Here is a 26855-nt window from a genome sequence, read left to right as displayed (position 1 = left end):
GAATTTAGTCGTATCGAATGAGAACTATAGCTTGTGCTTTTGTAGATGAGTCTGCCACATACTTTGTAAGGCTTCGCTGAAAAATTTAGCAAAGCGTGGTGAATCACAAACGGGTGAATTCAGTACTTGCTGACGGAGCTGCGCGCGTAATTCAGCGAGTTCTTCCAAGTGCTCGCTATGGAATTTCGCCAGAGCGATGTACTCAGACTTGTCTTTCGCCACCCAAGATGCGAGACCACTATTGATTAAAAGACCCTGGCCTTGTCGCGCTAAAAAGTGCTCGCCAGACAAAGTGATGACAGGGACGCCCATCCATAGGCTTTCCATCGTCGTAGTGCCACCCGTGTAAGGGAACGGATCGAGGCAAATATCGACTTGATTGTAGGCGCGGAAATAGTCATCGCGCGACGAAGGGCCTTCAAACTCGATACGCTCTGGGGGGATGCCGCGGCTTGTGAAATGGATTAGCGTTTCCGCCTGCACTTCTTGTTCCGCGAATGGTGCTGATTTGAGCAATAAGCGGCTATTGGGAACCGCGCGCAAAACCTCGCACCACAGATCAACAACGTGATCATTCATTTTCACGAGTTGGTTAAAGCTGGCGAAACGAATAAAGCCGTTTCTCAAAGCCGGGAGGGCATCGACTGCAACGTCCGATTGGGGCGCTGAAAAACACAGACGAGTTTCTGGTAAGCGCCAGATTTTTTCCGAAAAATACTGCTCTTGGTCTGGTGGCAGCGTGTGCGGGTCGGCAATCAAATAGTCCATGCTCGACATGCCAGTTGATGCAAAATATCCAAGCCACGTAACTTGGACCGGCGCAGGCTTACGAGCGAAGAGCGGTAAGCGATTATGTGCAGTGTATCCCGCTAGATCGAACAAGATATGTACGCCATCTTGATGAATTTGCTGTGCGGCCTGGTCGTCATTCAAGTCGCTGATAGTGCGCCATAGATGAAAAATTTTCTTTAATCGCTCAGTGCCCTCGTCACACACTGGAACGGTGGAGTAAGCCACCAGTTCAAACTGCGTGTTATCAAGAGACTTCATAATGTTTTCTAGGAAATAGCAGACCGGATGATTTCTCAGGTCTCCTGATACAAATCCTAGGCGTAGTTTGCCTTGTGGTGCACATGACCATTCTTTAAATGGCGTAATATTTTGGCAGATGGCTTTGTCGTAAGCACGTGCATGCTCGATATAGTCGGCTGGGGTGAAGTCGTGGTGGTAGCTCAATACGAAGATCGCATTGCTGAGCGCAACCACAAGGTCTGGACGCAAATCAAAAGCCTGTTTATAGTGGGCAATTGCTTCGTTCGACTTTCCTTGTTGACGAAGGCAAAAGCCATAATTGGAATGCGCTTCAGCATAATTTGGCGAAAGTTCCAGCGCCGTAATGTAATGTTGATTGGCGAGGTGAAACTGGCGATCGTCGGAATAAATATTCGCGAGATTAAAATGAAGCGCGCTTTGAGTTGGCTCTAACGCAACGGCTCGTTTTAGTTGTTCGATCGCTTCATTACTGCGGCCTAGGTCATGTATGCATAAAGCTAAATTGCACAAAATACTTGGATTACTTGGATTGATTTGCAAAGCTTGCTCGAAGTAGCGCTGTGCACTCATATTCGCACCTAAACTTCGTTCTATCGTACCAAGATTGTTGAGTGCCTCTATGGCGCGAGGATTATGTTGAACGAGGCGCTGAAAATAAGTTCGGGCTTCAACCAGATGTTTTGCGTCGAGATGAAATTGCGCAATTTTTCCAAGAGCAACTTCCTGATTGCCATCGCTTAACGTAAGCATTTCTTGGTAGAGTTTCAGAGCTTGTTCCGCTTGGCCGAGCTGCTCGTAGATATGAGCCATTCTCAATCGCAGTTCTGGAAAATCAGGCTGCAATTGCTGCACGGTCTTTAGAGCCTGTAGGGCAGAAGCTAATTGTTTTTGCTGGATGAGTAATTGAGCAAGTAGAAAATACGCCTGCGGCGAAGTGCTAATATGTGAACAAAAATCTGTTAGATGCGATTGTGCCTCAGCAAATTTACCTTGTCGTGCCAGCAGATCAACCAACATGAGAACGGCTGCTTCAAATGCTGGATTGACCTTCAGCGCGGACTCACATTCGAGTGCGGCTTGCTGCGGGGCCTGCTTCATCAGTGCGATGCCCGCTAGCATGTAATGCGCATCAGCCGATGGCGGCGCCAACTTTGCCCGTTTGTCCAAGACTGCTTGTGCCTCATCCAGACGTTGTAAACTCTGTAAAGCAAAACCCAAATTGAGTAGAGCATTCCGATGTTCTGGCACTAATGCGAGCGCCTCTTGGTACCTGGCGGCCGCTGCTTCCAACTGGTTTTGATCTAAACAAACATTGCCTTGTTTAATCAGATCTTCCACACGGTCCGGATGCGTTGCTTGCGTATCTGCAGCTGGGTTGTCTTGTTTTTTCTTGAACCAGTTAAAAATCATGGTGGTCGGCTTTGGTAAATTGCTGATCTCTTTTGCTAATGGTAACTGCGGCTGCAGAGGGCATTATACAAGTGACATTGGCATCGTTAATATCGGGTCATTTTAACGCTATTGTGGTTGATTGAGCAGCTCGTGTTGCGGGAGAACTTGGTGCCACTGACAAATGAAAGGGGGAGCCTGTGATTTACACGAGTCAGATATGGTTCCGATTACTTTAGAATTAAGGTAAAAAACGATCCTCACAAAAGCGACGTTCGTATGTTAGTTGATCATTTACCGCTAGATTCAATTTTTTGGGGTGTCTTTGAGGCAGTCTTGTTGCTCCCGTATAGTCACCATCGTACAACAATAGCGTCCTTGTTATTCAGAACTTTGCATTAAAAGAAACCACAGGTTTTACCATCGACCATCGCAAAGAAGCTCCATACATGCTCTGACGCCAAATAATTCTGTAAACGCGTCGCCCAAACGTCGTCGCTACGCAGTACTGCCGAAGCATTGCTGCTGGTGCGGGCGTTTAGAAATTCTTGTAGTGGCTTTAGTCGTGAGGGTTTGAAGCTTTGCCATTCGTTCGCGGTGGCGGTGCAATTGGGAAGTGATACCATTTCATTGTTATGTTTATGGCGTCCGCCTAGGTGCGATTGGCGCTGCGTAATCGTCCGAAAGGAAATTTTGAATCGTAATGTATTTGAAGTCTTAGGTCGAGGAGTTGGAATTATTCTCCGCCCTAATTTCTTGTGGCGTCGAAGCGGCTTTGTAATCTCTATTCGTACGATTACGCTTTGCTATTCGCACCTACAGCTTGCAAAACCAATTCCACTCTTTCGTAGTGATAGGAACGCCATGAATACGTGACATCTCTTCTGTTTTCTGAGGATTTCTCGAGTACGAGTGTTCAATAGGTCCGCTTCCACTACTCAGGCAGTTCTCATTTTCATCAAAATTTTGGGACATATAAATTAAGCCATTAACGATTTTTCTAACCCGTTTTGCCGTGGTTTTTGCCACAGACTTCTTACTCTCTAAATTGCTGTACTTACGCCTCTTACTTGAACGCCTAAGTTCAAAATCAGTGATATGACTCGTCGAAATTTTGCTATATAAAATTGTCTCTTTGAAGGTAAACGCGATCCGAAGATACCCTACTTCAGTACAAGGCGAGAATATTTCAAAATAGGGAACACTCCAATCAGAAAAGTTGCGGGTAAAAACAAGCTTTAGCTTTTCAAGTTTTTTATGAACGATGCGTTCAACTTATTTTGCTTTCATCAATGACTTTCTGAATTTGATCGTTTCATTTCTTGACTCAAAAATCATACTTTTTGTGTACCCAAATTGAACCGGAATAAACAGCACCAACCTTGCTTACTGATCGCTTCTTCAGCTTTCGAGAGCAAAATATCGCATATCCTGTTGCTCCTCCTAGCATTTGACTAGTTCCATGGCGGTATCGAGTAAGATTTCTTGAGTGTCTGCCTTTATGGAAAATATCTGTGAAAAGTTCTGATGTCTTTTTCGGTACACCACCTCTACCAAATGTGAGAAATTCGATCCTGGTTTGCGGGTATAGAAAAGCACCTTGTCGCTTATAGCGGATTCCAATCGCATGCTGAAAGGGGGTCTGAGCATCACAAGATTCTCTATTTTCTCTCCATATCCGAGGATTTAGGCCACCTCTTGGATGAGTCAGCAGCCATATTTCGTATCGTTTGTGATTCATCGAGGAATGCGGTTCAATAGACTTTGATTTCGAGAACGAGATCGGTCAAACGATGTTCGATTCCTTGTCTGAGTAGTTCTTCAGAGAGGAGTTTGATGTTCTGCGTCTTATATCCGCTTTCAAATCCCTGCACCGTCCGCTCCCAATAGAACGTTTCTGGAATGATGATGTGTGCTAGGTCATCATACTCAATTGATTGCGCCCACACTCCACCGTCTATAGTGCGGCTTTCAAGACAGTCCTCAATATCAGGTAGCCCTAGAGTAAAGTAATGTACGCCATGGATCAGGCTGCTAAATGTTGTAAATGCACACCAAGATTCGCTCGAATAAGGGTGACATGAACCTTTCCCCAAAACTTCACGTGAGGTTTGTAGAAACTTCTTCCAATCTTGGTTAGTCATTTGTGTGCGCCTGCGATATATGATTCACTCGTTTCACAAGTCTAGTGAATCACATCAAAATAATATCGTACTGCTCCTGATGAAACACATTTTCCACTTGCAGTGAAATCGGCTTTCCAATGAAGTCACCCAACATCGCCAAGTGTTGTGACTCTTCTTCCAAAAACATATCCACCACGACTTGTGAAGCCATGATGCGGAATTCGCGTGGGTTGAATTGCTTCGCTTCGCGTAAGAGTTCGCGCAAAATTTCGTAGCAGACAGTGCGAGCGGTTTTGACTTGGCCTTTGCCGCTGCATGCAGGGCAGGGTTCGCATAGTACGTGGGCGAGCGATTCGCGTGTGCGTTTGCGGGTGACCTCAACTAAACCCAAGGCAGAGAAGGTCGAAACAGAGAGCTTGGTGCGATCGCGTGATAGCGCTTTGTTGAGTTCGGCGAGCACAGCATCTTTGTGCTCCTGACTTTCCATGTCAATCAAGTCAAGAATAATGATGCCGCCTAAATTACGTAAACGCAGTTGGCGGGCAATCGCAATTGCCGCTTCCAAATTGGTTTTGAAAATCGTGTCATCAAAATTGCGACCAGCGACAAAGCTGCCGGTGTTGACGTCGATGGTGGTCATCGCTTCAGTTTGATCGATGATGAGGTAACCGCCCGATTTGAGATTGACGCGACGGCCGAGTGCACGTTCGATTTCTTCTTCTACGCCGTACAAATCAAACAGTGGACGCTCGCCCGTGTAGTGCTGTAGTTTCGGCAGCACCGACGGAGTGTAAGTGCGTGCAAAGTCCTGCAGCATGTTGTAATTTTCGCGCGAATCGATTTGGATGGTATCGGTTTCTTCGTTGACGAAATCACGTAAGACACGCTGTGCCAGATTTAAATCTTGGTGCAAAAGGCTGCAGGGTGGTTTGGTTTTGGCGAGTTTGGTAATCGTTGACCATGTGCGGCGTAAATATTCAATATCGGTACGTAGGTCTTCTTCCGAAGCGTCTTCGGCCATGGTGCGGACGATGAAGCCGCCTTTTTCACCTTCCAGCATCATGCCTTGCACTTTCGTGCGTAAAGCTTCGCGCTCTTCTTCGTTTTCGATACGTTGCGAAATGCCTATGTGCGAATCTTGTGGCAAGTACACCAGCATGCGCCCAGCGATTGAAATTTGTGTCGACAGGCGCGCACCTTTGGTGCCGATTGGGTCTTTCACCACTTGTACCGTGACCGATTGTCCGTCGTACAAAAGCTTTTCGATCGGTGTTAGTGGCACGTTATTGGGATTGCCTTCGTGCCCTTGTGGGCGAGCATCCCAAATATCAGCGACATGCAAAAACGCAGCGCGTTCTAAGCCGATATCGATGAAGGCTGATTGCATGCCAGGCAGCACGCGCACCACCTTGCCGAGATAAATATTGCCGACTAAGCCGCGCGATAGCGTACGTTCGATGTGCAATTCTTGCACGGCGCCCTGAAAAATTAGGGCGACGCGCGTTTCTTGCGGCGTGATATTGATTAAGAGATTGTCGCTCATGATGGTCGATTCGAGTATTTAAGAATTCTTGAAGCTTTGCAGTAATTCGCAGGTCTCAAACAAGGGAAGCCCCATGATGCCTGAATAACTGCCGCTGATATGTTCGATAAATCGCGCTGCCATGCCTTGGATGCCGTAGCCGCCTGCTTTATCGTAGGGCTCGGCAGTATCGCAATAGGCAGTGATCTGTGCGTCGCTCAGGGGCGCGAACGTCACTTCTGAGCGTTGAGTACATTGAAGTAATTGATGCTGATATTTGACTGCGATGCTGGTCAATACTTGATGTGTGCTGCCAGCCAATTGGCTCAGCATGGCGATGGCAGCGTCGCGGTCGGCGGGTTTGCCAAGAATTTTCTGGTTGATGACAACGGTCGTATCCGCCGCCAACACCGGTCGAGGCGGTAGATGCCGTGCCAACATGGCGTTCCAAGCGGCGACGGCTTTTTCTTGGGTGACACGCGCCACATAGACATCAGGCAGTTCGCCCGGCAACACGATTTCGGTTACATCGGGGCCGCGCGGTGCTGAATCACGCAAGAGCAAGACTTCAAAGTCGATACCGACTTGACGCAAGAGTTCACGCCGGCGTGGGCTCTTCGAAGCAAGATAAATTTTCTGTTGGTAGCCCATGGCCAAAATCCTGATGCTGAGCTTGGCGGGACACGTTCCTTAAACCCTATGATAAGGGTGGTTTTGCGTGATCGACCAAGCGCGATAGAGTTGTTCCCCTAATAATACACGCACCATGCCATGTGGCAAAGGAAAACGACGGACGGCTGTTACCATTTGAGCTGTTCAACAAAACTCAAAAGTTCGCTGGAAATACGTTGGCGGTCTGCCGGGTTTTTAAAAACAAAGAAATGCCCACCTTGTTCGAAACTGACTAAACGATTCGGTATCTCAAGTGCCGTCAATTTGGAAGCAAGGCTTTGCGCATCTTGATAAGCGCACATTTCATCATCTTTGGCATGAAATAGGATTTGTGGCGGACTGCTGCGGTTGACCATCAGAAGTGGGGATAGTTGTTTGGTATCGCGCAGTGGGCCCACCACGCTGTTGTACCACGTATCTCTAGACGGATTAAAACCACCAGACATGTAGGCCGCAGCGCTTACTTTCGTATGATTGAGTACGGCCATTTGCGAGGCTAGCGCCCCGCCACTCGAGAAGCCGCCGACCATCAGCTTTTTTGGATTGATCCCAAGCTCTTGGCTGTGGGCGATCGTCCAGTCGATGGCGTGCTCGGCATCGGCGAGGGCATTCAGTGGCGTGCCGTCAAAACGTTGTGAGGTGCGGTATTCCACTTGTACCACGACAAATCCACGGTTTTGCAGGGTGCGACAGACCACAGGACAATAACTCCAATGCCCCGTACTCCATGAGCCTCCATGAAACCAAATGAACACTGGGGCATCTTTGGTGTCAGCTTTGGCGGGGAAGACGTGCAACTGCAGATCTACGCCATCAACAGTTTGGTATGTGTAGGCGACGTGGTCTTTTGGCGCTTGCGTCTCTTGTTCGTAGGCGGCGCGGAACTTCGCGATCTGTTCCGATGACACTCCATTTTTCTCTGCACTCAAAATCTGCGGCAAGACATTCTTAGGGCCATTGTCATCGATATGTTCTGCCAACAACCTGCTCTTGAAATGGGCCTTCGCTTTGTTGCTGGTAATGGCCTTGTCGAGTGCACTAAAGTTGGCGCGCAACCAGCGGTTGTCGCCACGCTGCAGTTCTGGATCTTGTTTGACTAATCTGCCCGCTTCGTCGTGCAGCCATGCTTGAATTAAGAGCTGGAAATTGCTTTGTTCTATATCTGCTTCATCATTGAACTGGATGGACTTAATCGCATCCCGCTTGGGCTTCCAATTGGCGGCAACCACTCCGCCAGTCTCGCGTTGATGAAAGTAAGGGTAGTTGATTAAGCCTGCAGCCCATTGCCATTGCACATTCTGCAACCCTGCTTTGCGTTCGTCATCACGCAGATTGGGAGCAAGCTTGGGAGAGAGAGTACGTTCTTGGAGACGACGTCGTTCTGCCCAAAGTTTGTTAAATTGCGCGGGCTTCTCATGCACGAGGCGTATCATGGCGCGCATGCTGAGATCATGCTTTTCGTCGACCTGCGCTTCTTGCGCGCGGGCAGGTGACGTGGAAAAAGACAATAAGGCGAGTCCGAGACAAGCGGATAAAAAGACAGAACGGAACAGCTGCATGGCATCACCCCACGTTCGAAGACACAGAAAAGAAATCGAGCGTGGCGAGGGCTATAAGAAGGCTACAATTAGACCCGGTGGTAAGGATGATTCTGGGTAATTGACCAAGCGCGATAAAGTTGTTCTGCTAATAATACACGCACCATGCCATGTGGCAAAGTTAAACTCGAAATACGGATCAAGCCATCGGCTTTTGCCTTGAATTCTGCATCTAATCCGTCGGCACCACCAATCACAAACACGACATCCCGCCCATCTTGTTGCCAATCGGTTAGCTGCTTTGCTAAACCGACCGATGTTAGGTCTTTGCCACGTTCGTCTAAAGCGATAATCCGAGCATTCTTAGGAATTACTGCTTCAATCTTTTCTTTCTCGAGCGCCATCACGGTTTCAGCGGTTTTACTTCCCGAACGTTCAATCGGCTTGATTTCCTTCAAATGAATCCGAATCTCAGGCGGCATGCGCTTGGCATATTCCTGAAAACCAGTTTCAATCCAAGACGGCATTTTGTGGCCAACGGCGGCGATGATGAGTTGCATGATGGTGGGGGAGGTTACTGTGTTGGGTGTGATTATACTTTGTGGTGGTTTGTGCTTGCAGTGTTTGTTATTTCTTGTCTAGGTGGGAATCTCATATTTTGTTGGCTGGGAGTGGCACGTCTGTCTGTAGGTCGGGGGGGGGCCGACAGCCACTTCCTTTCTTTGCTTACTTTCTTTGGCGAAGCAAAGAAAGTGAGTGGCCGCCGGGCCACACCCGGCCAGCGAATGCTAGTGAACCTTGGGCGCGAATCAAGTCGAAACTCTTATCAAATCAAACACCCATAAAAAAAGGAAGCCAACAGGCTTCCTCTTTCACAAATCCACAACCGACCAGCCTATTCCGCTGTCTTGCGACGTGTAGTCGCCTTCTTCACTGCAGCTTCTTTGGCAGAAGCCGTTGCTGTCTTGGTTGCCGCTACTTTGACGCGACCACCGGAAGGGATCTTCGGTGTTGCTGCTGTCGCACGTGGCTTAGCTGCAGTTTTACGGGCTGGTTTTTCGCCAGCTAATTCTGCCGCGACTTTGCTGACGCGTGGTTTGCGTGCTGGTTTTTTCTCGTCTTCCAAGGTCGTTTGAATCGCCATCATATCTGGCGTGACTTCGACTGGTGCTGCTTTGGAGCGGGAGCGTTTTGGTTTTTCTTCATCCATCGGGCCTGCTGTCATTTTGGAAGTGCGTTTAGCCGCGCCCATTTTGACTTCTTTGCCGCCCCATAGTTCTTCCAAACGGTAGTAAGCGCGAATCGCTGGTTGCATGATGTGAACGACCATGTCGCCCAAGTCGACCAGTACCCATTCACCGGTGCCTTCACCTTCCATGCCGACGATCTCGCCGCCGTTTTCTTTGACCTTATCGCGCACCGAAGCGGCCAGCGCTTTGGTTTGACGATTGGAGGTACCAGAGACCACGCAAACGCGGTCAAACAAGCTAGTGATTTCGGTCGTGTCAAAGACTTGAATGTCTTGACCTTTCACGTCTTCCAATGCGTCGAAGACTAAAGTTTGCAGTTTTTTGATATCCATAATGCCCTATCTATCTAAATTTTGAATTCTTGGTGCTAGCTTCATCGTGAGTTTGAAGACTATCTTACGTTAATTCGTTTTCTGGTTGCTATGAGGTTGACGCTAATTGTAAATCCGCTCGCTTTGAAGGTAGTCTAACACCTTGCGTGGAATAAGCGAGGTGGTTTCCCTGGTTTGCCCTTGTTGCTGCAATTCGTCGCGAATTCGTGTTGCAGAAATATCCCAAGCCAGATCAGTTTCTAGCCAGGTTTTGCCAAAAGAGCATTGCTTGAGGTCTTCAATAGTGCCATTTGCTTGCTGCCAAAGCGCGGCAAATTCGCTGGGTAATTCGTCGGGTTGCAAGTTGTAGCCTGGTCTTGCCGCCACCACGATGTTTGCTAAGTTAAAAATCTGCTGCCAGTCTTTCCACGTTGCGAAATTGTGAAATTGGTCAGCACCAATGAGCAAATTGAGAGCGACCGCATTACCCAATTGAGATCGCAAATTTTTCAAGGTCTCGATTGTGTAGCTTGGCACTTGTGCAGCGGCACGTTCGATTTCTTGTTGGTCGATGCAGAAAGGCACAGTTAATGTGTCTTCAAAAGCTAACTGCAACATCCTTGTTCTTTGTTCTGCGCTGGCTTTCAAGCGCGCTTTTTGCCATGGTTGGCCCGCGGGGATTAAACGTACTTCGTCTATCTGCAAGCGTTCTACCATGTGCTGCACCATGGCCATATGGCCTTGATGCACAGGATCAAAACTACCGCCAAACACCAGTACAGCGTGTTGTACTTTTTGTGGCTTGGCGGTTTCTATACCCATTCCTTGTGTACTAAAAAGTCTGTCCATAAACGCGCTTCGGCGCTATCCGCTTCTGGCGTCCAGTTATAGCGCCATTTGACGATAGGGGGCATCGACATCAAGATTGATTCGGTACGGCCACCAGACTGCAAACCGAAGTGCGTGCCACGATCAAATACCAAATTAAACTCGACATAACGACCGCGACGATAGGCTTGGAAATCACGTTCACGTTCGCTATACGCATGGTCTTTACGACGCTCTAAGATAGGGCGATAAGCTTTGACGAAGGCATCGCCGACGCTTTTCGTCATGGAAAAACTTTGATCAAATGGTTGCTCGTTGAAATCGTCGAAGAAAATGCCTCCAACACCGCGCGCTTCTTTGCGATGCTTTAAATAGAAATACTCATCACACCATTTTTTGAAACGCGGATGCAAGTCTGTACCAAAGCCTACCAGCGCATCTTTGCAGGTTTGGTGGAAGTGTTTGGCGTCTTCTTCGAAACCATAATATGGCGTTAAATCCATGCCGCCGCCAAACCACCATACTGGCTCTTGGCCTTCCGCATACGTTGTGAAGAAACGGACGTTCATGTGTACTGTTGGCGCATACGGATTACGTGGATGCAGTACCAACGAAACACCCATGGCTTCCCAACGACGGCCGGCCAATTCTGGGCGACTTGCTGCAGCGGAAGGCGGTAAATTATTACCCATCACGTGCGAGAAATTCACACCACCACGTTCGAATACATTGCCTTCTTCGATCACACGCGAGATACCACCACCACCTTCGGGACGATCCCAGCTATCGGTAATAAAGCTGCAGCCATCCACTTCTTCCATCGCCGCAACGATAGAAGCTTGTAGGCCTAGCAGATAGTCTTTTACAGATGCGGCGTCAGTCATAGATGTGAATACTAAAAATAAATTGGCGTTTGAGGAGTTCGGTAAAACTAGTGTTTTCTGTTCAGTGCGCGCCAGCCGATATCTTTGCGGTATTGCGCGCCTTTGAATTGGATTTTTTCAACGACGTCATAAGCGTGTTTCTGCGCTGTTTTGACGGAATCGCCCAAGCCAACGACGCACAATACGCGACCACCGGTGACGTTCAATTTGCCACCATTTAAAGCGGTACCCGCATGGAAGGTAATGCAATCAGCACTTTCCGCAGGGATGCCACTAATTTCAGCCCCTTTTTCTGGAGCATCTGGATAACCAGCCGCTGCCATCACAACGCCCATTGCTGTGCGTCTATCCCATTCGAGTTCGATAGTGTCAAGCGTGCCATTGACGGCATGTTCCATCACCGTGACTAAATCTGTTTTCAAACGCGACATAATCGGTTGCGTTTCTGGGTCGCCCATACGGCAATTAAATTCCAGTGTCTTTGGATTGCCTTGGTCGTCAATCATCAAACCAGCATACAAGAAACCAGTGAAGACGATACCATCTTTCGCCATGCCTTGTACCGTAGGTTGAATGATTTCGCGCATCACACGCGCATGCAATTGTGGTGTCACGATAGGTGCTGGGGAGTAAGCACCCATACCACCCGTATTGGGGCCTTGATCATTGTCGAGCAAACGTTTGTGATCTTGGCTTGTTGCGAGAGGCAAGACATTTTTACCATCGACCATGACGATGAAACTCGCTTCTTCACCTGCCAAAAACTCTTCGATAACTACGCGCGCACCAGCATCGCCAAGCTTATTGTCAGACAACATCATGTCAACCGCAGCATGGGCTTCCTCTGCCGTCATCGCGACCACCACGCCTTTTCCAGCAGCCAGACCATCGGCCTTAATCACGATAGGCGCGCCTTTTTGATTGAGGTAATCGTGCGCGGCTTGGAGATCAGAAAAAGTTTGATATTCCGCTGTCGGAATATGGTGGCGATGCATGAAAGCTTTAGCGAAATCTTTTGAGCTTTCGAGTTGCGCCGCTTCTTTCGTTGGTCCAAAGATCTTCAAGCCACGATCACGGAAAATATTCACAATACCGGCCGCCAAAGGCACTTCAGGGCCGACCACGGTAATACCGATGCTTTCCTGTGCCGCGAAATCAGCCAGGGCATGCGGATCGGTAATATTGATATTCTTCAGATTCTTATCCAATTCCGTGCCGCCATTACCTGGTGCTACAAACACCATTTGTACACGTTCTGATTGCGCTAATTTCCATGCCAATGCATGTTCACGACCACCGGAGCCGACCACGAGAATTTTCATTTTTTACTCTGAATATATGAGTTGAACTGATATTTGCTACAAATTTGAATCTTATCGCACCACGAAATCTAGAATGATGCAGAAATTCGATTATACGAATGCAGCGAGAGCCGCGCCCCGCAGCAATACTAGAGTATTGCGAGGACGCGCGGCGAAGCGATGCGCCGTAGAATTGGATTTATGCTCATTCTAAAATGATGGCGTTAGTGAAAACCTCTTGCACATCATCCAAATTTTCTAATGCATCAATAATCTTTTGCATCTTGATCGCGTCTTCACCAGTGAACTCGGTTTCAGTTTGTGGTTTCATCACCACTTCCGCAACTTCTGGTTTGAAGCCCGCTTTTTCTAACGCATCTTTAATCGCTGACAAATCATGCGGTGGGCAAGTCACTTCAATGCCGCCTTCATCGTCTGTGATGACGTCATCTGCACCCGCTTCCAACGCTACTTCCATCAACGCATCTTCATTGGTGCCCGGTGCGAAAAACATTTGACCACAGTGGGTGAACAAAAATGCCACGGAACCTTCTGTTCCCATATTCCCGCCGTGCTTATTGAAAGCATGGCGAACTTCCGCCACAGTGCGCACGCGGTTGTCTGTCATACAGTCAACAATAATGGCGGCGCCACCGATACCATAACCTTCATAGCGAACTTCTTCATAGTTCGCGCCTTCTAATGTGCCAGCACCACGTTGAATAGCGCGGGTGACGTTTTCTTTTGGCATATTCGCGTCAGCCGCTTTATCCACGGCTAAGCGCAAACGTGGATTGGAGGCAATGTCTTCACCGCCCATGCGCGCTGCGACCGTGATCTCTTTGATCAAGCGTGTCCAGATTTTGCCGCGTTTTGCATCAGTGGCTGCTTTTTTGTGTTTGATATTGGCCCATTTACTATGTCCTGCCATGATCTTTCTCTCTCAAATAGGCATCCTTGCGGATTTTTCTGCTGCCGCTGACCACTATTTCATGTCGCGATGGAAACTTTGCAAAGGATTAGTTTTATAATGAAGACCGCTATTCTACCATAGAGCAACAGTCCAAAACCGCCCCAACTTCTCCCTGAATCAAGTGGAAAAGGTGCTTAAGGTCAGCAAATGACGCTGAATAACGTTGGTTTTGTGAACTTTGTTTGCGTCTATGACGATGAATCTTCGACTAATTCTTCTTTCTTTTTGGGTGCGCACGATGTCAAAACCGCTATTAGTTGCAAAGAGCCTCAACAATAAACAAGGCAACCAACAAATTTTGGATTGGCACCTTTTGTCCGATTGGGCAAATCGACACGGCTGCATTACGGGAGCGACGGGCACTGGTAAGTCGGTGACTTTACAAGTCTTGGCCCAATCTTTCTCCGATATTGGCGTGCCCGTGTTCATGGCTGACGTTAAAGGTGATCTTTCAGGTATGGCAAAAGCGGGGCAAATGACGAGCAAATTACAACAACGTTGTGAGCAGCTCGGCATTGATCAAGTGAAGTGGCGTGCCTGCCCGGTCACTTTCTGGGACGTGTTCGGCAAGCAGGGGCATCCAGTACGTGCCACCATTTCCGATTTGGGCCCCGTGTTATTGGGCCGCATGTTGAACTTGAATGAAACCCAAGAAGGCGTCTTGCAATTGGCATTTAAGATCGCTGACGATAATGGACTGTTGCTGCTCGATATCAAAGATTTACGTGCCATGTTGCAACATTTGGGCGACAACGCTTCTGAGTTTCAAACCGAGTACGGCAATATTTCTGCAGCCAGCATTGGCGCGATTCAGCGTGCGTTGCTTGCCGTTGCAGAGCAGGGCGCTGATGAATTCTTTGGCGAACCTATGCTTAACCTCGATGACATGATGCAAACCGATACCGATGGCCGTGGTTTCGTCAATATTTTGGCAGCCGACCATTTATTGCAATCGCCACGCTTGTATTCGACCTTTTTGTTGTGGATGCTATCTGAGTTGTATGAAAACCTACCTGAAGTGGGCGACGTTGAACAACCAAAGATGGTGTTCTTCTTTGACGAAGCCCACTTGCTGTTTGATGAGGCGCCGAAGGTTTTGTTGCAAAAAATTGAGCAGGTTGTACGCTTGATTCGCTCCAAAGGTGTGGGCGTGTATTTCGTGACACAAAACCCATTGGATATTCCAGATACGGTTTTGGGACAACTCGGCAATCGCGTGCAACATGCGCTGCGTGCTTATACGCCGCGTGACCAAAAAGCGGTGCAAGCAGCGGCAGAAACTTTCCGCCCTAATCCTGAGTTAGACACCGCTGCAGTGATCGGTGAATTGGGTGTTGGCGAAGCTTTGATTTCCTTCCTTGACGAAAAAGGTCGTCCCAACATCGTGCAGCGGGCGTTCATCGTGCCGCCGACTTCGCAGATTGGTGCCATTGATGCTCAAGAACGTGCTGAGATCATGAAGGCCTCGATCGTGGCAGGTGTCTACGAAAAAGCCGTTGATCGTGAATCGGCCTACGAAAAACTCAAAGGGCGCGTTGCATCGTCAGCGAGTTCACATCCTGTGCCAGCTGACGATGGTCAAGCTTGGGGAAATAGCTCTCAGCCAAGCGCAAATTCGCGTCAACCTGCTTCGCAAAATCAGACACAAAATCCGCAGCAAAATCAGCAACAACAACCTGCACAATCTGGTGGCGGTATCGGCGATGCTCTGGGCGGCATGTTTGGCAATTTATTTGGTGGATCGGGTATTCGCCGTCGAGATAATGTCGCAGAGACGCTAGTCAAATCAGCGGTTCGTACAATTGGTTCTCAAGTTGGTCGTGAAATAATTCGCGGTGTGTTGGGCTCCATTATGAAAAAACGCTAGGTCGTTTGGCTCCCATTTAGGATGAAATTAATATGGTCTTAATACGTTTTTTTCTGCCACTCTGCATGGTGCTCTGCTTCTTGGGAGAGGCGCGAGCACAATTGCTGGTGAAACCGTTGGTGATGGGAGAGAGCATAGAGCTGGCGTCAAAAAATCTGGGGGAGACGCGGCGAATTAATGTGTATCTTCCCGAAGTCTATACCATTGATAAGTCGTCCTCTTTTCCGCTCATGGTGATGTTAGACGGTGGGATGGCAGAGGATTTCTTGCATATCTCGGGTTTGATACAGATTTCGATTGCTAACGGAACCATGCGTCCCTTTATTTTGGTCGGCATTGAAAACACCGTTCGTCGTCGTGATCTGACAAGCCCAAGTGATAATGCGCTCGACAAGCGTGATTTGCCAAACGCAGGGGGGGCAGCACAATTTCGGCAATTCCTCGTCAATGAAATGCTCCCCCAAATTGAACAACGCTATCGTACTACCCCGGAACGCGTATTAATTGGTGAATCTCTGGCGGGTTTGTTCACCTTAGAAACGCTAGTTCAATCGCCCGATGCATTTCAAACCTATATCGCACTTGACCCTAGTTTGTGGTGGAATGATGAGAAACTGACGGCGGACTTTGCCGCTAAATTGAAAGCCAATCCTAAGCTCGTAAAGAATTTATATTTCGCGAGCAGCGGCCAAAAAGGCATGGAGAAGGTAATTCAGCATTTCGCCGATGTGCTCGAACAAGCCAAACCTGAAGGCTTAAAGTGGACATATGAAAAATATCCCTCCGAGACGCATGCAACAATTTATCATCCTGCCGCCTTGAGAGCGTTTCGCACTTTGTTTGCGCCCGCACCAGTTAAGAAATAAGGTTCGATTTTTATGCCTTCTGCGCCATTCTTGGAAGTGCTGTGAATGTGTTTATGTGCGTAGCCATGCCATAGGAATATCTGCCTCGAAATTGCCGTCGGGGCGTCGAATTCTTCCTTTCATTGCGCCTTCAATTTCAAACCCGAGACTCTGATAGAAGCGAATTGCTTTCTGGTTTGACTCGCGGGCGATGAGCTCGACACGGAAGATATGCGGCTGTTGCTCACGTACGGTTGTCAAAAGTTGGGTGAAGATCGCACGACCAACACCGACCCCTTGAAAATCTGGGTGCACCGCGATGGTGAGGTCCGATAACACATGGGCGAATACTCGTGGAAAAGGTGGGTAAGCGTGCACTTCAGCGATGATGTCCTGGCCTTGCACAGCAACCAGGCAGACACCCTTGCTCAAGCCCGAGCTGAGGTTATGTTGAACATATTCTTCATTAATTTCATTTTCTACACGGGCGATTCCGCCTTCAATGCGCGCGACTGCTTGATAGAGTTGTCGAATGCCCGGCGCATCTTCTAACTGAGCGTGACGAATCTGAAATGCGGGTGCTGATGTCATAAGAAGTTAAGATTGAATGAGCGGAAACCTGAGCATAGATTTTTTCAGTGCCGATCACAAGATTTGGTCTGAACTTCAGACCAATTTCTGCGAGGATGTGCGAAAAATGCTATAAAGTGGGGTCGCTTCAGCCCTCATCTCTTCACCACTTAGCATCGGAAGTACACGTGGACTCTACTGTATCAGAGCAGTCACCTCATCGCCATCATTGGATCGGTCTCGGACTAGCAATCGCGGGGGCGATCTTGTTTTCGACGAAAGCGATTGTCGCCAAACTCATCTATCGCTACCCCGTTGATGCGGTGACCTTGATTGCGTTTCGGATGATGTTTTCCTTGCCTATTTTTGCGGCAATTGCTTGGTGGCAGTCTCGTAAAAATCTAGCGCTATCTTCTAGTGACCGCTGGCGGATTTTGTTCCTAGGATTGGTGGGTTATTACTTATCGAGTTTTCTTGATTTCCTCGGGCTGCAATACATTTCTGCTGGGTTGGAACGTTTGATTCTGTTCTTGACGCCATCCTTTGTGTTGTTTATTCACGCCGTGTGGTTCAAACGCCCCATTCGCAAGGCGCAATGGATTTCTCTGCTTGTCGCTTATCTTGGCATTGTGCTGGTATTTATGCATGACCTCAGTTTCAACGGCAAACAAGTGGTATTGGGCGCGGGGCTGGTATTAGGCTCGGCGATTGCTTATGCGACTTACTTGATTCAATCGGGCGAAATGGTGGCTCGTTTGGGTTCATTGCGTTTAGTGTCTTACGCCATGTGTATTTCAAGCGTGGCCTGCATAGGGCAATTTCTTATTTTGCGCCCAATCGAGACCTTTCAACAACCCTTGCCAGTACTGGGTTTGTCTGTAATTAACGCGATATTCTGTACTGTGTTTCCGGTCTTTTTGACGATGTTTGCAGTCAAACGCGTTGGTGCTGCCGTGGCTTCTCAGGCTGGGATGATCGGTCCGGTATCGACCCTGGCGCTGGGGACCATTTTCTTGCAAGAACAAGTCAGTAGTTGGCAAATGATGGGGGCAGGCTTAGTGATCGCTGGTATGTATCTGTTGGGGAGAAAGTAAAACGAGTACCGAAGACAATTCCCATTTTTTTTCGAAGTGGTGTTGTCTCTTTCCTTGTTTTAGCACAGAAAAATTGCAATGCTTGGATAACTTTTAGATAATTTTTGTTGGCTAATCGAGCAATCTACGGGCAATTGTTGTGCCGCTGGGCTAGGATTGCTGCCTATCTCTGCGAAAAGCACTTATACTAAGTTTTTTATTCGTTACTAGAGCGTCTTTCGCGAAGAGCCCGTGAGAGTGTGTCGAGAATAATTTACCTAAACACAACGAGATATCCTGAGGATACGAGAAAGTTTCATATGGCGGAGAACAAGATTGATGATGCGGTGCCCACCAAGCCACGAGATGATAGCCCTCGGTTCGGTCGGTTGTTGTTGGTGTTAATTTCAGCGGTTGCTTTGATCGTTGTGATTACCTTTGCGACCGAAGCTTATTACACACCGTAACGCATCACATTGGCACAAAACATGGATACAATCCCACACCCATCTCCTGAGACTATCACCGCGAAGAAGTCTTCCGGGCATGCCACTAGTGATGCCGGACGTAAGGCTGCTTCGTCGAATGCTTCGCGTTTATTGTTATTACAGAACTTAGTTCCTTTGGCGGCGAATTTAGCTTCGTCGCAATTAGAGGCATTCGCGAATCGTTTGGCGGATGAGCTATTTCGCCTATCTGATCAGGCTGTACGCCCCGAGGACGCAAAAACGAGTCTTGACGCGCATTTGCTGTTGAAGCGCAATAACACCGCGTTTTATCGATTGGTTGCGGGGCATATCACGGCAGTTCTAAGTAAAGAAGTGAGTATTTTTAATACTCGTAAGCGTGCCAAAAAAGAAGATCTGTACTTAGATAATACGGCGCAAACCTATGAGCAGATGGAAGAAAAAATCCTGCTTCGCCATGCTAGTCAAACACTGGAAGTGACGAGTGCAGAGCCTTTGGTGATGTTAAACACCTTGATTGGGCGGATCTTAAACCGCATGCCTATCGACGTGTCACAGAACCCATTCCGACCAGAACTGTTCATCAATTCTGTGTACAAGGCTTGGCAAGAGCTTGATCCCAACCCTGATTCTCATCTTGTCGTTTTGCGTTTGCTACAGCCACAGATCTTCATCCAACTGACACCGATTTTAGAAGAGATTAATCAAGAGCTGATGTCGAAAGGGATACGTCCAGATGGTGACGATGCCATGGAAGGTACACATGGTTTGCATTCCTTTTTGCCAGCGGCGACGCCGATCGCGCAAAATCCTTTAATGCAAGCGAAGTTGAAAAAGGTATTTTCTGGTGATGTCGAGTTGGCGCCGATTTCCTTGGAAGATGCGCCAGTTTCGATGATGGATTTGAACGAAGAGCGCGCAGCTTTAGACAGCACGATTGAAGCACAAAATCAATTAGATGAACTCGATAAAGAAACGGTTGATCGCCAATTCTTCGAAGACTTGGTCGAGATGCAGAAAAATTTCTCGAAGGAAGAACTTGAGGAATTTCCGTATAAGTCGAATTTACGTAAATTGTTGAAAACCGCATCTGCTTTACGTTTAAGCGTAATTGAGAGAAATTCGATCGAATTGTTGGCACGTATCTTTGATTACATTCTGGCTGATCAAACTTTGCGAGACGACATCAAACGCTTAATCGCACAATTGCAAATACCAATTTTGCGTGTGGCTTTAAGTGATATCGATTTTTTCTTGCGCGACTCGCATCCTGCGCGAACTTTGATGGATATTCTCGGCAGTTCGGGTCTAGTATTGGACGCTGAAAGAGATCCGTTATTGGAGAAAATTGGTGATGTGATCGAGCGGGTGCAATCCGAATTTGATCAACAAATCGATTTGTTTTCGAATGTGGTGACTGACCTTGAAAATTTCCTGAAAGAGGAAGAGCAACGTGCACAGGAAGCGATTAGCCAGCCCGTGCAAACCGCGCTGACCGAAGAAAAAATGCGGATTTCTCGTGAATTTGCCGAGCATGATGTGGCAATTCGTGTCGAAACAGGTGAGGTCGCAGGTTTCTTAGAAAGTTTCTTGCAAGAGCAATGGATACGAATCCTGACCATCGCACATAGTGTGAAAGATGAGAAACCACACGCCTTAGAAAATGCGCTGAAGACTATGGATGATTTGATCTGGAGTTTGAAGCCGAAAAACAGCGCCGATGAGCGTAAAGAATTAATTGCGAAACTGCCAGCCATGCTGACCTTGTTAAATGCATGGTTGAATGCGATTCGTTGGGATGAACCTGAACGCGTTTTATTCTTTTCTAAGCTAGCGGAACGTCATGCTGCGATGGCGAGGGCGCCGCTGGAATTATCGCCACGCCGTCAATTAGAAATCGCTGTGAATATTGCACAACGTGCGAGTAATCGTCGTTTAGATCGCTTTGTGCACGATAAACAAGCCCATCTCGATGATGAAGCCAGTAAGCACGTCGATGAGCTAGATATCGGCATGTGGTTAGACTTCACAGATGAATTAGACCAAGTTTCACGGTATAAATTGGCTTGGATCAGCCCTAAACGTACGAGTTTTATTTTCACTAATCGCCAAGGTGCTGGCGCATTCTCGATTTCTGGAGAAGAGTTGGTGCGTCGTTGCCGCAATGGAGATGTGACGACGGTGGTCGCAAACTCGTTGGTTGATCGTGCAATGACTTTTGCACTTCGTGAATTAGCAAGCTAGTCTTTCACCTTTACATATTTACATAAAGAAAAACGGCTGCTGTAGTGATACAGGAGCCGTTTTCTTTAGATGCATTCGTTTGGCATCAAGGCTATTTTTCTAGTTTCAATACCACCCATTCTTTTCCGGTCTTTGCTGGGAAATTGCGCAATGCACTCTCAACTAAAAAAGGAATTTGTTGGTCGATTTCTGGGTCCGACTTCTCCGCCCGTGCGCTCACCTGATAGATGGGTTTATTGCTGCTCGCTTCAACAATCGCTAAGTTGAGTTCATGTGTGTAGTACTGGCGTACTGCATAAGGTGAATAAAATGGATCTACATGCCGACCAAAATAAAACGGCGAATAGAATGGATCATACCAACGCGAATAAAAGCGACGATAGGGCATACGCAGGTAGGGCGAATACAAACGTGTTGTCATGAATCCGCTTACTGGAATGATCGTGCCATAAGGGGTCATGACAAAACGCATGCTGCCATATGGAGAGATGATTTCTGTGTCGCTAGGACGAGTATTGAGGCCGAGTGCAATTTTGAGTGACGGAGCGGCGTCTTGTTTGACTTCATTGAAACCCAGCTCAGCTAGGCGCACTCTTACATCTTCGGCAGCATGAATAAATTCAGGTGTTTCCGCTTGTTCTTTGGCGAGATCAATTTGATAAGTTTTTTCAGCAAAATTAGTGGGTAACTGATTGACTGTAGTGACATGGCTTGAGTAAGTGCTTGCGCACCCAGTCAGCAGACTCATTGCCAGAACTAAGCCAGACATCAGACCGACGTTGATTAAGGGTTTCATGGTGTTTCTCCGGTGTTGCTAACAAACTTGAGCGAAATACTTCAAAGAGCGACTGTATCATGTCACAAAGATCACGAAAAGTCTGTGAAAGTTTGTAACGCTCTCCCAAGCAAGATACCACTTAAGGACGAACATGTTTTGTGCGTTAAAGCGCATGTTAAAATGCTAATGTAGTTTTAGTGCTGTAGCTTGTGCGAGGAATTCAGTCTAATCCCTTGCCGCACTTGGTAAAATAGCGCTTTTCCCGTCTACCCAATGTTCGAGAGCTTGGTTTGGGCCAATAGGGCTTAGAACGTAGATTTCTTTTCTGAAGTGAACCGCATGCGAAATACCAATCAAGATGTAAGCACTACTATTTATCGTAAAGATTATGTTGCCCCAGGATTTTGGGTGGACACGGTTGAAATGGGATTTGATCTCGACCCCAAACGCACCCATGTGGCAACACGCATCAAGATGCGTCGCAACCACGATAGTAGTGAAAAAGATTTGGTCTTATTTGGCGAAGATCTCAAGTTGCATCAATTGCGAATCAACGGTGTTAACTTGAAGAAATCAGCCTATACGCTGACCAAAGAACGTTTAGTCATCAGCAATGTGCCGGACGACATCACGCTCGAGATTGAAACGAGTATCGCTGCTGATAAGAACACGACGATGTCGGGTTTGTACGTGTCGAATGGTAATTTCTTCACCCAGTGCGAAGCAGAAGGCTTCCGCAAAATTACTTACTTCCCCGATCGTCCTGACGTGATGGCGACCTACACTGTGATGCTGCGCGGCGACAAAAAGCAGTATCCAGTTTTACTGTCCAACGGCAATCTGATTGAACAAGGTGATTTGGGTGACGGCCGTCATTACGCCAAGTGGGAAGACCCATTCAAGAAGCCATCGTATCTGTTCGCTCTCGTTGCAGGTAAGTTAGTTTGCCAAGAAGAAAATTACAAACTGAAATCCGGTCGTAAGGTTTTGCTGCAAGTGTGGGTCGAAGAGGGTAATCTCGATAAAACTCAGCACGCGATGGATTCGCTCAAGAACAGCATTCGTTGGGATGAAGAACGCTTTGGCCTCGAGCTTGATCTCGATCGCTTTATGATCGTCGCCACCAGCGATTTCAATATGGGCGCCATGGAGAATAAGGGCCTCAATATTTTCAATACGAAATATGTGTTAGCCAATTCACGTACGGCAACCGATATCGATTACGCCGGTATTGAGTCTGTCGTGGGACATGAATACTTCCATAATTGGACCGGTAATCGCGTCACCTGTCGCGACTGGTTCCAATTGTCCTTGAAGGAAGGTTTGACAGTTTTCCGTGACCAAGAATTTTCCGGCGATTTGGTCGGTAATGAGACGGGCCGTGCCGTGAAACGTATCGAAGATGTACGCGTTCTACGGCAGTTCCAATTCCCCGAAGATGCGGGGCCGATGTCGCACCCAGTACGTCCTGATTCCTTCGTTGAAATCAATAATTTTTATACGGTCACCGTCTACGAAAAAGGTTCCGAAGTCGTCCGTATGTACTACACCTTGCTGGGCCACGAAGGCTTCCGCAAAGGTATGGACTTGTATTTTCAACGTCATGATGGACAAGCGGTGACTTGTGATGATTTTCGCGCTGCGATGGCGGACGCTAATGGACGTGACCTTACGCAGTTTGAGCGTTGGTATAGCCAAGCTGGTACTCCACGTGTCGCGGTCAAGGCGCATTATGATGCGAAAGCAAAGACTTATACTTTAAATGTACAACAGTCTTGCCCGAGTACAGCGGGCCAGGAAAACAAACAGCCATTCCATATTCCGTTTGCACTAGGTTTATTGAAAGCCGATGGCAGCGAGTTTGCCTTGCAGTTAGCGGGCGCAAAAGTAAAAGACGCACCTAAGTCTATGGTGTTGGAACTCACCGATGCAGAGCACACTTTCACTTTTACCGGTATCGAGCAAGAACCAACGCCGTCTTTGCTACGTAACTTCTCTGCGCCTGTCGTTTTGGAGTTTGAATACAGCGATCAACAATTAGCGCACCTCTTAGCGCACGACAGCGATGCCTTCTGTCGCTGGGAAGCGGGCCAACGTTTGGCAATGCGTCGCTTGTTGAAGTTGGTCGAGGCTGTTCAGCAGGGTCATGTCTTAGAACTCGATGCGATATTCATCGAAGCCTTGCGCAAAACGCTCAACGATAAAAACTTAGATCCCGCATTCCGTGAGTTGGTGCTGACCTTGCCATCGGAAACCATGATCGCCGAAGAAATGACGATAGCTGACCCGATCAGTATTCACCAAGCTCGTCAGTTTGTGCGCGCGACATTGGCACAAGCACTGAAAGCAGATTTGCTCGAAGCCTATCAAAATAATCTCACGCCAGGTAAATACAAAGCAGACGCGGCCTCCGCGGGCAAACGAGCGCTGAAGAATTGTGCGCTCGCCTATTTGGTGGAGTGGCCGGATGCGGCGACCTATGCCTTAGCGCATACGCAGTATCAAGAAGCGGAAAACATGACAGATCGCATGGCTGCGCTGACCGCCATGTTGCATTGCTCGACCGCGACGGACAAAGCTCATCAAAAAACGCGTGAGCAAGTCTTGAAGCACTTCTACACTGAGTTCAAGAATGAAGCTTTGGTCATCGATAAATGGTTCACACTGCAGGCCTCAGCGCCAACTACAGACGTGGTGCAGATGAAGTCATTGATGAAGCATCCCGCTTTTAGTTTGAGTAATCCGAATCGTGCACGCAGTTTGTTGTTTGTATTCTGCAATGCGAATCCTGCACGCTTCCATGCTGTGGACGGCAGTGGTTACGCCTTGTGGGCGGATAGTGTCATCGCCTTGAACAAACTCAACCCGCAAGTGGCGGCACGTTTGTCTCGTAGTTTAGATCGTTGGACAAAGTATCCGGTCACCAATCAAGCCCTGATGAAACTAGCTTTAGAAAAAGTCGCAGCCACCAAGAATTTATCCAAAGATGTATTGGAAGTCGTGAGTAAAGCGCTCGCCGCATCGTAAAGCGCGGCATGTACACCATGCTGCCAACTAGATTTATTTTAATGAAGGAAACATATGAAACGAATTAGTCTGACTCGATTTTTAGTCGAAGAACAAAGGCTCAATAATAGCATTCCAGCGGAATTGCGCTTATTGATTGAAGTGGTGGCGCGTGCTTGTAAAACCATTAGCCACGCGGTTGGTAAGGGTGCTTTGGGCGAAGTTTTGGGTACCGCTCATACAGAAAACGTACAAGGCGAAGTACAGAAGAAGCTCGATATTTTGTCGAATGAAATTCTGCTCGAAGCCAATGAATGGGGCGGTCATTTGGCGGCGATGGCATCGGAAGAAATGGAAACGATCCATCCAATTCCTAACCGTTACCCGCAAGGCGAATACTTGCTTTTGTTCGATCCACTCGATGGTTCTAGCAATATCGATGTGAATGTCTCGATCGGTACTATTTTCTCTGTATTGAAAGCGCCAGAAGGCGTACAAACACCGACAGAACAAGACTTCATGCAAAAAGGTAGTCAACAAGTCGCGGCGGGCTATGCGATTTATGGCCCGCAAACCATGTTGATTTTAACGACAGGAAATGGCGTCAATTGTTTTACCTTAGATCGTGAAATGGGTTCATGGGTACTGACCGAACGCAATATTCAAATCCCAGTCGATACCCAAGAGTTCGCCATTAATATGTCTAACGTACGTCATTGGTATCCGCCAGTCACGCGCTATGTCGACGAAATGTTGGCTGGTAAAACAGGCCCACTGAACAAAAACTACAATATGCGTTGGATTGCATCCATGGTCGCTGACGTACATCGTATTTTGCATCGCGGCGGTATTTTCATGTACCCAGCTGATAAGCGTGAACCGGACAAGGCAGGTAAATTGCGCTTGATGTATGAAGCCAATCCTATGTCCTTTATCGTCGAGCAAGCAGGCGGCGCATCAACCGATGGCAAACAACGTATGCTCGATATCCAACCGACGGCCTTGCATCAACGTGTGCCTGTATTTTTGGGCTCGAAAAATGAAGTGGAATTGATTACACGTTATCACACCGAGGCATAGTGATGGCCCAGGTTCATGCCTGATGATAGAAAGCACGCCTACTCACCAAGGGTTCGCGTGCTTTTTTATATTGTTGGGTCTGATAGATCTGTTGATCGTGGGAAAAGTACAGCGCCTTACGTTCTAATTCAAATAGAGAAGTGCATGATGAGTATCGACTACCAACAAATCCTCGAGACCATACAAGAACAAGTGCGTCCCCTGCTATCACAAGGAAAAGTGGCGACGTATATTCCTGAATTGTCTAAGGTATCGCCGCAGCATTTTGGAATGGCCGTCTATTGTCTTGACGGAAGTAGTTATACGGTAGGTGATGCGCATCAAAAATTTTCCACACAAAGCGTGACCAAGTTATTTGCTTTGGCTTTGGCGTTCGAGCGCGAAGGCAATGCGATTTGGAAGCGGGTAGGGCGAGAGCCTTCGGGCAATCCGTTTAATTCCTTGACGCAGTTGGAGTATGAGCGGGGTGTGCCACGCAATCCTTTCATCAATGCTGGTGCTTTGGTGATTAACGATATCTTGGCGCAACGCTTCGTGCAAGCAGACATCGCCGTATTGCAGTTTATGCGTATGTTGGCCGACGAGTTGAAAATTGACTTTGACCGAGAAGTTGCCATCTCTGAACAAAAACATGCTCATCGCAATAATGCGATTGCGCATTTAATGAAAGACTTCGGCAATCTTCAAAACCCCGTGAGTACGGTCATCGACAGCTATTGCCGTCAATGTTCCATCACCATGACCTGTCTTGAATTGGCGAAAGCTGGGAGCTTTTTGGCGAACCACGGCACGATTCCGTGGAGCGGACAAAAGATCCTCGATTCTAGTTCAGCAAAACGATTGAATGCCGTGATGCTGACCTGCGGCACTTATGACGTAGCCGGTGACTTTGCTTTCCGTGTGGGACTGCCAGCGAAGTCTGGTGTCGGCGGTGGTATTTTAGCGGTCGTCCCTGGTGAGCTCGCAGTTTGCGTATGGTCACCAGGACTTGACCCCGCCGGCAATTCTTTGGCGGGGGTAATGGCGCTGGAATTGTTTACGACAATGACAGCACGTTCAATTTTTTAAGAGCGAAGGC

22 protein-coding genes and 1 pseudogene are annotated in these 26855 nt (G+C 47.9%); 8 read left to right on the top strand and 15 right to left on the bottom strand.

Annotated elements, in window-relative coordinates; all coding sequences use genetic code 11:
* Positions 1–24 precede the first annotated feature (24 nt).
* The 13 genes and pseudogenes from H8K36_RS06170 to H8K36_RS06110 form a co-directional block, all read right to left on the bottom strand.
* Entirely contained in the window at positions 25–2463 is a 2439-nt protein-coding gene (locus H8K36_RS06170; RefSeq protein ID WP_186914590.1) for a tetratricopeptide repeat protein, read from the bottom strand.
* A 377-nt stretch (positions 2464–2840) separates the two neighbouring features.
* Positions 2841–3068, bottom strand: coding sequence for a hypothetical protein (locus tag H8K36_RS06165; RefSeq protein WP_186914591.1), 228 nt, complete (start codon positions 3066–3068; stop codon positions 2841–2843).
* A gap of 1128 nt (positions 3069–4196) precedes the next feature.
* Positions 4197–4586 carry a hypothetical protein gene (locus H8K36_RS06160; protein WP_186914592.1) on the bottom strand — a complete coding sequence of 130 codons (390 nt, stop codon included), beginning with the start codon at positions 4584–4586 and terminating at the stop codon, positions 4197–4199.
* Between the two features lie 49 nt (positions 4587–4635).
* On the bottom strand, positions 4636–6111 hold the full coding sequence (gene rng, locus H8K36_RS06155) for a ribonuclease G (RefSeq protein WP_186914593.1): 1476 nt from the start codon (positions 6109–6111) through the stop codon (positions 4636–4638).
* 18 nt (positions 6112–6129) lie between these two features.
* Positions 6130–6741 carry a Maf family protein gene (locus tag H8K36_RS06150; RefSeq protein WP_186914594.1) on the bottom strand — a complete coding sequence of 204 codons (612 nt, stop codon included), beginning with the start codon at positions 6739–6741 and terminating at the stop codon, positions 6130–6132.
* Between the two features lie 39 nt (positions 6742–6780).
* Positions 6781–6873 (bottom strand): annotated as a pseudogene (locus tag H8K36_RS06145) (23S rRNA (pseudouridine(1915)-N(3))-methyltransferase RlmH); the annotation flags it as partial.
* Positions 6874–6890: 17 nt separating this feature from the next.
* Positions 6891–8321 carry an alpha/beta hydrolase gene (locus tag H8K36_RS06140; RefSeq protein WP_186914595.1) on the bottom strand — a complete coding sequence of 477 codons (1431 nt, stop codon included), beginning with the start codon at positions 8319–8321 and terminating at the stop codon, positions 6891–6893.
* A 68-nt stretch (positions 8322–8389) separates the two neighbouring features.
* On the bottom strand, positions 8390–8860 hold the full coding sequence (gene rlmH / locus H8K36_RS06135; RefSeq protein WP_186914596.1) for a 23S rRNA (pseudouridine(1915)-N(3))-methyltransferase RlmH: 471 nt from the start codon (positions 8858–8860) through the stop codon (positions 8390–8392).
* A gap of 335 nt (positions 8861–9195) precedes the next feature.
* On the bottom strand, positions 9196–9882 hold the full coding sequence (rsfS, locus tag H8K36_RS06130; protein WP_186914597.1) for a ribosome silencing factor: 687 nt from the start codon (positions 9880–9882) through the stop codon (positions 9196–9198).
* A gap of 102 nt (positions 9883–9984) precedes the next feature.
* Complete coding sequence (gene nadD / locus H8K36_RS06125) at positions 9985–10683, bottom strand: nicotinate-nucleotide adenylyltransferase (protein WP_186915701.1); 699 nt, start codon at positions 10681–10683, stop codon at positions 9985–9987.
* Positions 10674–11573: an oxygen-dependent coproporphyrinogen oxidase gene (gene hemF, locus H8K36_RS06120; RefSeq protein WP_186914598.1), complete on the bottom strand. Its 900-nt coding sequence runs from the start codon at positions 11571–11573 to the stop codon at positions 10674–10676. Before hemF ends, nadD begins: the two co-directional genes overlap by 10 nt.
* A gap of 47 nt (positions 11574–11620) precedes the next feature.
* Positions 11621–12895, bottom strand: coding sequence for a phosphoribosylamine--glycine ligase (gene purD, locus H8K36_RS06115; RefSeq protein ID WP_186914599.1), 1275 nt, complete (start codon positions 12893–12895; stop codon positions 11621–11623).
* A 184-nt stretch (positions 12896–13079) separates the two neighbouring features.
* Positions 13080–13805, bottom strand: a complete 726-nt coding sequence (locus tag H8K36_RS06110; RefSeq protein WP_186914600.1) for a YebC/PmpR family DNA-binding transcriptional regulator — start codon at positions 13803–13805, stop codon at positions 13080–13082.
* Positions 13806–14085: 280 nt separating this feature from the next.
* Here H8K36_RS06110 and H8K36_RS06105 point away from each other — a divergent pair, with 280 nt between their 5' ends.
* Both H8K36_RS06105 and H8K36_RS06100 read left to right on the top strand, forming a co-directional pair.
* Positions 14086–15714 (top strand): helicase HerA-like C-terminal domain-containing protein, encoded by a 1629-nt coding sequence (locus tag H8K36_RS06105; protein WP_186914601.1) that lies wholly within the window; start codon positions 14086–14088, stop codon positions 15712–15714.
* Between the two features lie 32 nt (positions 15715–15746).
* Positions 15747–16580, top strand: coding sequence for an alpha/beta hydrolase (locus H8K36_RS06100; protein WP_222611119.1), 834 nt, complete (start codon positions 15747–15749; stop codon positions 16578–16580).
* A gap of 51 nt (positions 16581–16631) precedes the next feature.
* Here H8K36_RS06100 and H8K36_RS06095 read toward each other — a convergent pair whose 3' ends face one another.
* Positions 16632–17150: a GNAT family N-acetyltransferase gene (locus tag H8K36_RS06095; protein ID WP_186914602.1), complete on the bottom strand. Its 519-nt coding sequence runs from the start codon at positions 17148–17150 to the stop codon at positions 16632–16634.
* A gap of 167 nt (positions 17151–17317) precedes the next feature.
* Here H8K36_RS06095 and H8K36_RS06090 point away from each other — a divergent pair, with 167 nt between their 5' ends.
* The 3 genes from H8K36_RS06090 to H8K36_RS06080 all read left to right on the top strand — a co-directional run bounded on the left by H8K36_RS06090 (position 17318) and on the right by H8K36_RS06080 (position 20913).
* Entirely contained in the window at positions 17318–18223 is a 906-nt protein-coding gene (locus H8K36_RS06090) for a DMT family transporter (RefSeq protein WP_329604202.1), read from the top strand.
* A 299-nt stretch (positions 18224–18522) separates the two neighbouring features.
* Positions 18523–18669, top strand: coding sequence for a hypothetical protein (locus tag H8K36_RS06085; RefSeq protein WP_186915811.1), 147 nt, complete (start codon positions 18523–18525; stop codon positions 18667–18669).
* Positions 18670–18690: 21 nt separating this feature from the next.
* On the top strand, positions 18691–20913 hold the full coding sequence (locus H8K36_RS06080; protein ID WP_186914603.1) for a DUF1631 family protein: 2223 nt from the start codon (positions 18691–18693) through the stop codon (positions 20911–20913).
* A gap of 91 nt (positions 20914–21004) precedes the next feature.
* On the opposite strand, the gene H8K36_RS06075 is transcribed toward H8K36_RS06080, so the two are convergent.
* Positions 21005–21709: a DUF4136 domain-containing protein gene (locus H8K36_RS06075; RefSeq protein WP_186914604.1), complete on the bottom strand. Its 705-nt coding sequence runs from the start codon at positions 21707–21709 to the stop codon at positions 21005–21007.
* 321 nt (positions 21710–22030) lie between these two features.
* On the opposite strand from H8K36_RS06075, the gene pepN reads away from it, so the two are divergent.
* The 3 genes from pepN to H8K36_RS06060 all read left to right on the top strand — a co-directional run bounded on the left by pepN (position 22031) and on the right by H8K36_RS06060 (position 26845).
* Positions 22031–24718 (top strand): aminopeptidase N, encoded by a 2688-nt coding sequence (pepN, locus tag H8K36_RS06070; protein WP_186914605.1) that lies wholly within the window; start codon positions 22031–22033, stop codon positions 24716–24718.
* 54 nt (positions 24719–24772) lie between these two features.
* Positions 24773–25777, top strand: a complete 1005-nt coding sequence (locus tag H8K36_RS06065; RefSeq protein ID WP_186914606.1) for a class 1 fructose-bisphosphatase — start codon at positions 24773–24775, stop codon at positions 25775–25777.
* A gap of 153 nt (positions 25778–25930) precedes the next feature.
* Positions 25931–26845 (top strand): glutaminase, encoded by a 915-nt coding sequence (locus H8K36_RS06060; protein ID WP_186915704.1) that lies wholly within the window; start codon positions 25931–25933, stop codon positions 26843–26845.
* Positions 26846–26855 lie beyond the last annotated feature (10 nt).

The sequence above is a fragment of the Affinundibacterium nitidum genome, from assembly GCF_014284155.1.
Classification (GTDB): domain Bacteria; phylum Pseudomonadota; class Gammaproteobacteria; order Burkholderiales; family Burkholderiaceae_D; genus Undibacterium; species Undibacterium nitidum.
The sequence above is the reverse complement of the archived record's forward strand: the minus strand, read 5'-3'. Positions and strand labels throughout refer to the sequence as shown.

Coding starts and splice junctions, on each gene's coding strand:
- H8K36_RS06065 (WP_186914606.1), top strand. CDS start 24,773: ATGAAACGAATTAGTCTGACTCGATTTTTAGTCGAAGAACAAAGGCTC.
- H8K36_RS06170 (WP_186914590.1), bottom strand. CDS start 2,463: ATGATTTTTAACTGGTTCAAGAAAAAACAAGACAACCCAGCTGCAGAT.
- rsfS (WP_186914597.1), bottom strand. CDS start 9,882: ATGGATATCAAAAAACTGCAAACTTTAGTCTTCGACGCATTGGAAGAC.
- H8K36_RS06085 (WP_186915811.1), top strand. CDS start 18,523: ATGGCGGAGAACAAGATTGATGATGCGGTGCCCACCAAGCCACGAGAT.
- H8K36_RS06140 (WP_186914595.1), bottom strand. CDS start 8,321: ATGCAGCTGTTCCGTTCTGTCTTTTTATCCGCTTGTCTCGGACTCGCC.
- H8K36_RS06165 (WP_186914591.1), bottom strand. CDS start 3,068: ATGGTATCACTTCCCAATTGCACCGCCACCGCGAACGAATGGCAAAGC.
- rlmH (WP_186914596.1), bottom strand. CDS start 8,860: ATGCAACTCATCATCGCCGCCGTTGGCCACAAAATGCCGTCTTGGATT.
- rng (WP_186914593.1), bottom strand. CDS start 6,111: ATGAGCGACAATCTCTTAATCAATATCACGCCGCAAGAAACGCGCGTC.
- H8K36_RS06095 (WP_186914602.1), bottom strand. CDS start 17,150: ATGACATCAGCACCCGCATTTCAGATTCGTCACGCTCAGTTAGAAGAT.
- H8K36_RS06150 (WP_186914594.1), bottom strand. CDS start 6,741: ATGGGCTACCAACAGAAAATTTATCTTGCTTCGAAGAGCCCACGCCGG.
- hemF (WP_186914598.1), bottom strand. CDS start 11,573: ATGACTGACGCCGCATCTGTAAAAGACTATCTGCTAGGCCTACAAGCT.
- H8K36_RS06110 (WP_186914600.1), bottom strand. CDS start 13,805: ATGGCAGGACATAGTAAATGGGCCAATATCAAACACAAAAAAGCAGCC.
- H8K36_RS06160 (WP_186914592.1), bottom strand. CDS start 4,586: ATGACTAACCAAGATTGGAAGAAGTTTCTACAAACCTCACGTGAAGTT.
- purD (WP_186914599.1), bottom strand. CDS start 12,895: ATGAAAATTCTCGTGGTCGGCTCCGGTGGTCGTGAACATGCATTGGCA.
- H8K36_RS06080 (WP_186914603.1), top strand. CDS start 18,691: ATGGATACAATCCCACACCCATCTCCTGAGACTATCACCGCGAAGAAG.
- pepN (WP_186914605.1), top strand. CDS start 22,031: ATGCGAAATACCAATCAAGATGTAAGCACTACTATTTATCGTAAAGAT.
- nadD (WP_186915701.1), bottom strand. CDS start 10,683: ATGGGTATAGAAACCGCCAAGCCACAAAAAGTACAACACGCTGTACTG.
- H8K36_RS06100 (WP_222611119.1), top strand. CDS start 15,747: ATGGTCTTAATACGTTTTTTTCTGCCACTCTGCATGGTGCTCTGCTTC.
- H8K36_RS06105 (WP_186914601.1), top strand. CDS start 14,086: ATGTCAAAACCGCTATTAGTTGCAAAGAGCCTCAACAATAAACAAGGC.
- H8K36_RS06075 (WP_186914604.1), bottom strand. CDS start 21,709: ATGAAACCCTTAATCAACGTCGGTCTGATGTCTGGCTTAGTTCTGGCA.